The 7,420-nt window shown below is 69.8% G+C and carries 11 protein-coding genes; 5 read left to right on the top strand and 6 right to left on the bottom strand.

All coding sequences use genetic code 11. The features are described from left to right. The 3 genes from VNR91_RS13545 to VNR91_RS08330 all read right to left on the bottom strand — a co-directional run. Positions 1–129, bottom strand: a 129-nt coding sequence (locus VNR91_RS13545; protein ID WP_414712395.1) for an efflux RND transporter permease subunit, incomplete at its 3' end; no start/stop codon positions are given. Beyond that, a complete protein-coding gene (locus VNR91_RS08325) occupies positions 126–1,196 on the bottom strand; it encodes an efflux RND transporter periplasmic adaptor subunit (RefSeq protein WP_325490306.1) in 1,071 nt (356 codons plus the stop codon). The genes VNR91_RS08325 and VNR91_RS13545, both read right to left, overlap by 4 nt. Positions 1,197–1,209: 13 nt before the next feature. Continuing rightward, the gene (locus VNR91_RS08330; protein WP_325490307.1) at positions 1,210–1,983 is read right to left on the bottom strand and encodes a TlyA family RNA methyltransferase; all 774 of its coding nucleotides are present in this window, start codon (positions 1,981–1,983) and stop codon (positions 1,210–1,212) included. A gap of 167 nt (positions 1,984–2,150) precedes the next feature. Here VNR91_RS08330 and VNR91_RS08335 point away from each other — a divergent pair, with 167 nt between their 5' ends. Beyond that, the gene (locus VNR91_RS08335; RefSeq protein WP_325490308.1) at positions 2,151–2,795 is read left to right on the top strand and encodes an RBBP9/YdeN family alpha/beta hydrolase; all 645 of its coding nucleotides are present in this window, start codon (positions 2,151–2,153) and stop codon (positions 2,793–2,795) included. A gap of 45 nt (positions 2,796–2,840) precedes the next feature. Here VNR91_RS08335 and VNR91_RS08340 read toward each other — a convergent pair whose 3' ends face one another. Continuing rightward, on the bottom strand, positions 2,841–3,122 hold the full coding sequence (locus tag VNR91_RS08340; RefSeq protein ID WP_325490309.1) for a hypothetical protein: 282 nt from the start codon (positions 3,120–3,122) through the stop codon (positions 2,841–2,843). 58 nt (positions 3,123–3,180) lie between these two features. After that, positions 3,181–3,627: an Lrp/AsnC family transcriptional regulator gene (locus VNR91_RS08345; protein WP_325490310.1), complete on the bottom strand. Its 447-nt coding sequence runs from the start codon at positions 3,625–3,627 to the stop codon at positions 3,181–3,183. Between the two features lie 121 nt (positions 3,628–3,748). Between VNR91_RS08345 and alr the strand changes: the two genes are divergently transcribed. From alr to VNR91_RS08365, 4 genes are all read left to right on the top strand, one after another. Further along, positions 3,749–4,891, top strand: a complete 1,143-nt coding sequence (gene alr / locus VNR91_RS08350; RefSeq protein ID WP_325490311.1) for an alanine racemase — start codon at positions 3,749–3,751, stop codon at positions 4,889–4,891. Further along, positions 4,888–6,144: a D-amino acid dehydrogenase gene (locus tag VNR91_RS08355; protein ID WP_325490312.1), complete on the top strand. Its 1,257-nt coding sequence runs from the start codon at positions 4,888–4,890 to the stop codon at positions 6,142–6,144. Before alr ends, VNR91_RS08355 begins: the two co-directional genes overlap by 4 nt. Positions 6,145–6,164: 20 nt before the next feature. Continuing rightward, positions 6,165–6,509: a RidA family protein gene (locus VNR91_RS08360; RefSeq protein ID WP_325490313.1), complete on the top strand. Its 345-nt coding sequence runs from the start codon at positions 6,165–6,167 to the stop codon at positions 6,507–6,509. An 85-nt stretch (positions 6,510–6,594) separates the two neighbouring features. Then, positions 6,595–7,068: a GNAT family N-acetyltransferase gene (locus tag VNR91_RS08365; protein ID WP_325490315.1), complete on the top strand. Its 474-nt coding sequence runs from the start codon at positions 6,595–6,597 to the stop codon at positions 7,066–7,068. 12 nt (positions 7,069–7,080) lie between these two features. Here the strand turns inward: VNR91_RS08365 and VNR91_RS08370 are convergent. Beyond that, on the bottom strand, positions 7,081–7,420 hold a 340-nt coding region (locus VNR91_RS08370; RefSeq protein ID WP_325490314.1), incomplete at its 5' end, for a Fur family transcriptional regulator.

The following is a 7,420-nucleotide window of genomic DNA, read 5'->3' on the forward strand; positions in this document are numbered from 1 at the left end:
CGGCGGATCGGTATCGGGATATTCGCGGATCGACAGGCTGAAAAAGCCGACCAGGCCGACCAGCGTGATCAGGATCGCCATCACCGTGGCGACCACCGGCCGCCGGACGGAGAGATCCGACAGAATCACGAGCGCGTCGCCTTGCCCTTGCCCGCCGCGGGACCGCGATTAGCCTGACCGGCGACCTTCACCGTCTGTCCGTCGGTGATCTTGACCACGCCTTCGGTCACCACGCGCTGGCCGGGGCGCAGGCCCGACAGGATCTCGACCCGGCCGTCCTGGCGCGTGCCGGTGTTGACCGGAATCCGGCGGACCTTGTCACCGTCGAGCGTGAACACGAAGCTCTGGTTGCCGTCGCCGACCACCGCCAGTTCGGGCACCGACGGCGCGGTGCGCGCCGCCGATTCGATGCGGACGTTGAGCAGCATCCCCGGTTTCAGCCGCCGATCGCCGTTGGGCAGCACCGCGCGAATCGTCGCGGCGCGCGTATCGGGGCTGAGCACCGGATCGATGGTGGCGACGGTGCCGCGGAACGGCTGTTCGGGATAGGCGGCGGCGGTCGCGTCGATCGGCATCGCCACGCGCACTTGCGGCAGCAACGTCTCCGGCACCGCGAAATCGAGCTTGATCCGCGAGATGTCGCTGATCTGGGCGATCGCGGTTCCCGCCGACACCACCGCGCCTTCGGAAATGTTGCGCAGCGACACCCAGCCGGAGAACGGCGCGCGCACCACGCGATCCCCGATGGCGGCGCGCGCCTGCGCCGCTTGCGCGGCCGCCTGCGACGCGAGAGCGACCTGGGTATCCACCGCGCTGTTGGTGGCGAAGCCGCGCGCCTTCAGCGCGTTGAGCCGCGTGAGCTGCTGTCCGGCCTCACGCTGGCGCGCGTCGGCCTCGGCGAGCTGGGCGGTTTCCTGGCCCTGCGCCAGCACCGCGATCACCTGCCCGCGCGTGACGTAATCGCCATCGTCGAAGTGGAGGCGCTGGATCCGTTCGGTCACCGGCGCGGAGATCGTCACCTGCTCATTGGCGCGCGCGGTGCCGACCGCATCGATCCTGTCGATGAAGCGCGTCACCGCGACCGGCGCGACGCCGACGGTCGGCGCCTGCTGCTGACGGCGCCCGCCGTTTTCAGCCTGCTTGCTGCAACCCGCGAGGAGAACCGTCGCGACGAGAATGATTCGTATACACTTCATGGAAGGCGCACGGCTAAAGTGCGGCCGGCACTCTGGCAAGGCTCGGCGACGATTTTGCACGCTTTGCCGCGATCAGAAACTCGATATTGCCCTCCGGCCCGGTGATCGGGCTGGGCGTGATTCCCTCGACCGTCCAGCCCTTTGCCTCGAACCACGCCGCGACTTCGGCGCAGACGCGCGCGTGGACGGCGGGATCGCGGACCACGCCGCCCTTGCCGACCTCCTCGCGCCCCGCCTCGAACTGCGGCTTGATCAGCGCCAGCGCGCGCGCATTCGGCGCGGCGAACTCCAGCGGCACGTCGAGCACCTTGGCCAGGCCGATGAAGCTGGCGTCGCACACGATCAGATCGACTGGCTCCGGGATATGGGCGGGGGTGAGCACCCGCGCGCTGGTCTGTTCCAGCACGACGACGCGCGCATCCTGCCGCAGCTTCCACGCGAGCTGGTTGGTGCCCGAATCGACCGCATAGACCCGCGCGGCGCCGCGCGTCAGCAGCACGTCGGTGAAGCCGCCGGTCGACGAGCCGACGTCGATCGCCACCGCGTCGCCCACCGGCCAGCCGAAATGATCGAGCCCGTGCGCCAGCTTGATCCCCCCGCGCGACACCCAAGGATGGTCGCGCCCGCGCACGATGATCGGCGCATCGGCAGGCAGCGTCTGGCCGGGCTTTTCCACCTTGCGATCGGCCGTGAACACCAGACCGGCCATGATCAGCGCCTGCGCGCGAGTGCGGCTCTCGGCCAGACCGCGGTCGACGAGCATCTGATCGGCGCGAAGCTTTGCCATCGGCGTGCTTTGGACCGCCCGGCGGATTGTCGCAACCGGGCCTCCGATCGGCGCAGCGCCTATTGCCTATCAAATTACTGGGATTAAATTCGGGGCACGGGAGGAGTCGGCCGTGGGCGCCCCCTAGAACGTCACCGGCCGGCTCAGCCCACCCGAGGAGAAGTCCCATGGCGTACCTGCCGCCCGACGCATCCCATCCGACCGTCCTGACCGTGCCGGGGCTCAACAACAGCGGGCCGAGCCATTGGCAGAGCCTGTGGGAAGGATCGCGCAACGATATGGTGCGCGTCGATCTGGGCATGTGGGACCGGCCGCACCGCAACGCGTGGGTGACCAAGCTTGACCAGGCGATCCGCACCGCGCGCGCGCCGGTGGTGCTCGTCGCGCATTCGCTGGGGTGCCAGGCGGTGGCGTGGTGGGCGGCGCTGTCGGGCCAGCCCTATGGCTGGCCGGTGGCGGGCGCGCTGCTGGTCGCGCCGGCCGACGTCGATCGCGGCGAGGCCCCGCGCGAGCTGGCCGGCTTTGCCCCGTCGCCGGCGATGATCCTGCCGTTTCCGTCGATCCTGGTCGCCAGCCGCGACGACCCGTGGATCGACATCGGCCGCGCGCGTGGGCTGGCCGGGCAATGGGGCAGCCATTTCGTCGATGTCGGCTGTCAGGGGCACATCAACGCCGCCAGCGGCATCGGCGACTGGGCGGAGGGGCAGGCGCTGCTCGACCGGCTGGTCGACGCCACCGGCGGCGTCCGCACCCCGGCAGCGATCCGCGCCGACCTGGCGGCATCGCTGACCGAGGTGCGCGCGGGGCTGTAGCGGCGCGCGCCAGCGGAAACGCGCCGGTTCTATGGCGAGCGACCATCAACGTTCGCAGGCGCGATCCTCCAGCGTCAGCGCCAAACCACGCGCCGACCCACGAACCTTATCCCCGATACGACAGCTCAGGCGCGCCTTCAGAACGGACTTTGATCCGAATGCTCCGTCCTGACTGCGCGCCGTAACCACGACCTCGTCGACATGCCATTTCGGCGTTGCGTGCGGTGCAATCGTGACCACAACCGCCCAAACCTCATGGCTCGGCTGCTCGGAACAGGCCGCCGAGGTCGTCGCCCCTGCTAACAGGCTTAGGCGCATGATCGGCATGGTTCCTATTGGGCGGCATCGGGCTATGCCTGCAAGTGCTGCGTCCCGCCGGGGCGGGTCACCCCCGCCGGTGGCTGCGCATCGCGAAGCTGGAGGTGATGCGCGACACGCCGGGCAGCTTTGACAGCACGTCGCGGTGGAAATCGCCGTAGTCGCCGATCCCGGCGATCTGCACGCGCAGGAAATAGTCGCCGGCGCCGGTCATCAGATACCATTCCTGAATCTCCGGGTGGCGGCGCAGCGCCGATTCGAAGCGGACCAGATACTCCTCGGTCTGGCGCTCCAGCTCGACCTGGACGATCGCGATCGTGCCGCCGTCGGACAGCCCGCCGCCGACGAGGGCGGTATAGCCCTGGATCACCCCCGAACGTTCGAGCAGCCTGACCCGGCGCAGGCAGGCGGACGGCGACAGCCCGACCGCCGCCGCCAGCGCGCTGTTCGGGATGCGGGCGTTGAGCCGCAGCCGGGTGAGGATGCGGCGGTCGGCGTCATCCAGGGCGTTCATCAACAATCCTCCCGTTTCGTCGCATATCGTTGCGTACACCGCGTGCAAACGCCCGATTCTGCCGGCAATTCGCTGCAACGTGCGCGATGATTGCGCTATGCTCATCACGGGAAGGGGTGTGATGGCAACAACGGTGTGTCCCAGTTACGCGAGCCGGCTGACCGTCGACCTTGCCGCGATCCGCGCCAATTACCGCCTGATCGCCGATCGGGTCGCCCCGGCCGCGTGCGCCGCCGTGGTCAAGGCCAACGCCTATGGCCTGGGCGTCGCCCAGGTCGCCCCCGCGCTCTACCGGGAAGGATGCCGGACCTTTTTCGTCGCGCAGCTTGGCGAGGCGATCACCGTGCGCGCGGCGATCGGACCGGACGCCACCATCCTCATCCTCAACGGCCTCAATCCGGGGTGTGAGGCGATGTGCGCCGAGGCGGGCTTCGTCCCGGTGCTCAACGCTGCCGGCCAGGTCGCGCGCTGGCGAGATCTGGCGCGCACCGGCGGCCGCCCGCTGCCCGCCGCGCTGCAGGCCGACACCGGCATGTCACGGCTGGGGCTCGATGCCGATGCGATCGTCGCACTCGCGCAGGACCGTGATTTCGCCGCGCAGGTGCCGCTCCGCCTGTTGATGACCCACCTCGCCTGCGCCGACGCGCCCGGCAATCCGGCCAACGCCGATCAACTCGCGCGGTTCGATGCGGTGCGGGCGCTGTTCCCCGGCGTGCCGGCGTCGATCGCCAACAGCGGCGGTGCGTTCCTGTCGCCCGACTATCGCTGCGATCTCGCGCGGCCGGGGGTGGCGCTCTACGGCGTCGCGCCCGCGCCGGACATCGACGGCCTGCGCCCGGTGGTGCGGCTCGACGCCCGGATCGTCCAGATTCGCACGGTCGGGGCGGGCGCCGGGGTCGGCTATGGGCTCGACTATCGCGCGCCGGCAGCGCGGCGGCTGGCTACGGTCGGGATCGGCTATGCCGATGGCTGGCCGCGCCGGCTGGGCGGGGTCGGCGCGGCGTGGCACGACGGTCAGCGGCTGCCGATCGTCGGGCGCGTGTCGATGGACAGCCTGACCGTCGACATTTCCGACGTTGCGCCCGACCGCCTGAACGAAGGCGATTTCGTCGAGCTGATCGGCCCGCACCAGACATTGGACGATGTCGCGCGCGATGCCGGCACCATCGCCTATGAGATCCTCACCAGCCTCGGCCCGCGCCACCAGCGCGCCTATGTCGACGGCGCCGCCACCGAAACCCTGCCACCGCGGAGCAGCCTGTGAAAGTCGTCATCCTCGGCGCCGGCGTGATCGGCGTCACGTCCGCCCATTATCTTGCCGAGGCCGGGCATGAGGTGACGGTGATCGACCGCCAGCCGGGCGCCGCGCTGGAGACGAGCTTCGCCAACGCTGGCGAGGTTTCGCCGGGCTATGCCTCACCGTGGGCGGGGCCGGGCATTCCGGCGAAGGCGCTGCGCTGGCTGTTCATGCACCACGCGCCGCTGATCCTTCAGCCGCGATTCGATCCGGCGACCGTGCGCTGGCTGCTCGCGTTGCTGCGCAACTGCACCGCCGCGCGCTACGCCCTCAACAAGAGCCGGATGGTGCGGCTGGCCGAGTTCAGCCGCGACGAACTGGTCGCGCTGCGCGCGCGGCTGGGGCTGGAGTATGATCAGCGATCGCAGGGGACGCTCCAGCTGTTCCGTACCCAGAAACAGCTCGACGGCGTCGGCGGCGACATCGCGGTGCTCGAATCCTACGGCGTGCCCTACGAACTTCTCGACCGCGCCGGCTGCGTCGCGGCGGAGCCGGGGTTGGCAAGCGCGCGCGACAAGATCGTCGGCGGGCTGCGGCTGCCCGACGACGAGACCGGCGATTGCCGGATGTTCACGCAGGCGCTGGCGCAATCGCTTGCCGAACGCGGCGTCGATTTCCGCTACGACACGACGATCGAGGCGATCGAGAGCGCTGGCGGGCGCGTCACCGGGGTGCGGACCGATCGCGGCACGATCCACGGCGACGCCTATCTGGTGGCGACCGCCAGCTATTCGCCGGCGCTGCTCAAGCCGCTCGGGCTGCGTCTGCCGGTGTATCCGGTCAAGGGCTATTCGATCACCGTGCCGATCGCCGACCCGGATCGCGCCCCGGTATCGACGCTGCTCGACGAGAGCTACAAGGTCGCGGTGACCCGGCTGGGCGACCGCATCCGCGTCGGCGGCATGGCGGAGATCGCCGGATTCGACCGGCGGCTGCACGACCGGCGGCAGGACACCCTGCTCCACGTTATGAACGATCTGTTCCCCGGCGCCGGCGCGACAGGCGAGACCAATTTCTGGAGCGGACTGCGGCCGATGACGCCCGACGGCCCGCCGGTGGTCGGCGCGACGCCGGTCGACAATCTGTTCCTCAATACCGGACACGGCACGCTCGGCTGGACGATGGCGTGCGGTTCGGGTCACTTGATCGCCAGCCTGATCGGCGGCACCACGCCGGCGATCGACCCCACCGACCTGGGCATCGCCCGCTATTCCTCCTGAACCACGCAAGGACCCTTCCCATGACCATTCAACGTCTGCATTCCGGCGCGCGCATGAGCCAGGCCGTCATCCACAACGGCCTGGTCTATCTGGCCGGCCAGATCGGCGCCCCCGGTGAGGACGCGACCGCTCAGACCAAAGCGGTGCTGGCGTCGATCGACGCGCTGCTGGCAGAGGCCGGGACCGACAAGTCGCGCCTGCTCCAGGCGACGATCTGGCTGGCCGACATGGCCGATTTCGGCGCGATGAACGCCGTATGGGAAGCGTGGATCGGCGGTGCCGACGCCCCGACCCGCGCCACTGGCGAGGTCAAGCTGGCGACCCCGGACTACAAGGTTGAGATCATCGTCACCGCCGCGCTCTGATCGCGACCGGCAGACCGACACCAGCGTGCAGCCGTTCCAGGCCCGCCTTGCCACCGCCGCCGACCTGCCCGCGCTGGGCGGGTTGATGCGGCTGGCGATCGAACGGCTGCAACGCGATTTCCTCAGCCCCGAACAGGTCACCGCCAGCAAGGCGGTGATGGGGCTCGACAGCCAGCTGGTCGCCGACGGCACCTATTTCCTGGTCGAATCGGGCGGCGCGATCGCCGGTTGCGGCGGGTGGAGCCGGCGCGCGACGCTCTATGGCGGCGATCACAGCGCCGGGCTGCGCGAACCGCGCCTGCTCGACCCCGCCAGCGAGGCGGCGCGGGTGCGGGCGATGTACACCCACCCCGACTTCGCCCGTCGGGGCGTCGGCCGGCTGGTGCTGTCGCTCTGCGAGGACGCCGCGCGCGCCGATGGTTTCGCCCGCGCCGAATTGATGGCGACGCTGGCCGGTGAGCCGCTCTACCGCTCGTGCGGCTATGCCGAGGTCGAGCGCGTCACCGACATGGTGGATGGCATCCCGGTCCCGCTGATCCGCATGGGGAAGAAACTGTAGCGCGCGCCGGCGTCAGCCGTCGCAATCGGCGCATTTGCCGCGCACTTCGATCACCGGGCGTTCGGGCTGGAACCCCGCGCTCCGCGCCGCCGACCGCACCGTGCGGGTGATCGCGTCATCGTCGATGTGCGTGGTCTGGCCGCAGCTGTCGCACACCAGGAAGATGCAATCGTGCAGGCATTCGGGGTGGGCGTTGGCGATGTAGGCGTTGGCGCTTTCCACCCGCCGCGCGACATTGGCGCCGACGAACAGGTCGAGGATGCGATAGACGCTGTTGGCGGCGACGCGGCGGCCCTCCACCTTCGACACCGCATCGGCGATGTCATAGGCCGATGCCGGCTTGTCGAACCCG

The sequence above is a fragment of the Sphingomonas sp. genome (assembly GCF_035555815.1).
Taxonomy (GTDB): Bacteria; Pseudomonadota; Alphaproteobacteria; order Sphingomonadales; family Sphingomonadaceae; genus Sphingomonas.

Excerpts from the sequence above, each read along its gene's own strand:
- VNR91_RS08365 (WP_325490315.1), top strand. The coding sequence starts at position 6,595 with ATGCGGCTGGCGATCGAACGGCTGCAACGCGATTTCCTCAGCCCCGAA.
- VNR91_RS08325 (WP_325490306.1), bottom strand. The coding sequence starts at position 1,196 with ATGAAGTGTATACGAATCATTCTCGTCGCGACGGTTCTCCTCGCGGGT.
- VNR91_RS08345 (WP_325490310.1), bottom strand. The coding sequence starts at position 3,627 with ATGAACGCCCTGGATGACGCCGACCGCCGCATCCTCACCCGGCTGCGG.
- VNR91_RS08330 (WP_325490307.1), bottom strand. The coding sequence starts at position 1,983 with ATGGCAAAGCTTCGCGCCGATCAGATGCTCGTCGACCGCGGTCTGGCC.
- alr (WP_325490311.1), top strand. The coding sequence starts at position 3,749 with ATGGCAACAACGGTGTGTCCCAGTTACGCGAGCCGGCTGACCGTCGAC.
- VNR91_RS08340 (WP_325490309.1), bottom strand. The coding sequence starts at position 3,122 with ATGCCGATCATGCGCCTAAGCCTGTTAGCAGGGGCGACGACCTCGGCG.
- VNR91_RS08335 (WP_325490308.1), top strand. The coding sequence starts at position 2,151 with ATGGCGTACCTGCCGCCCGACGCATCCCATCCGACCGTCCTGACCGTG.
- VNR91_RS08360 (WP_325490313.1), top strand. The coding sequence starts at position 6,165 with ATGACCATTCAACGTCTGCATTCCGGCGCGCGCATGAGCCAGGCCGTC.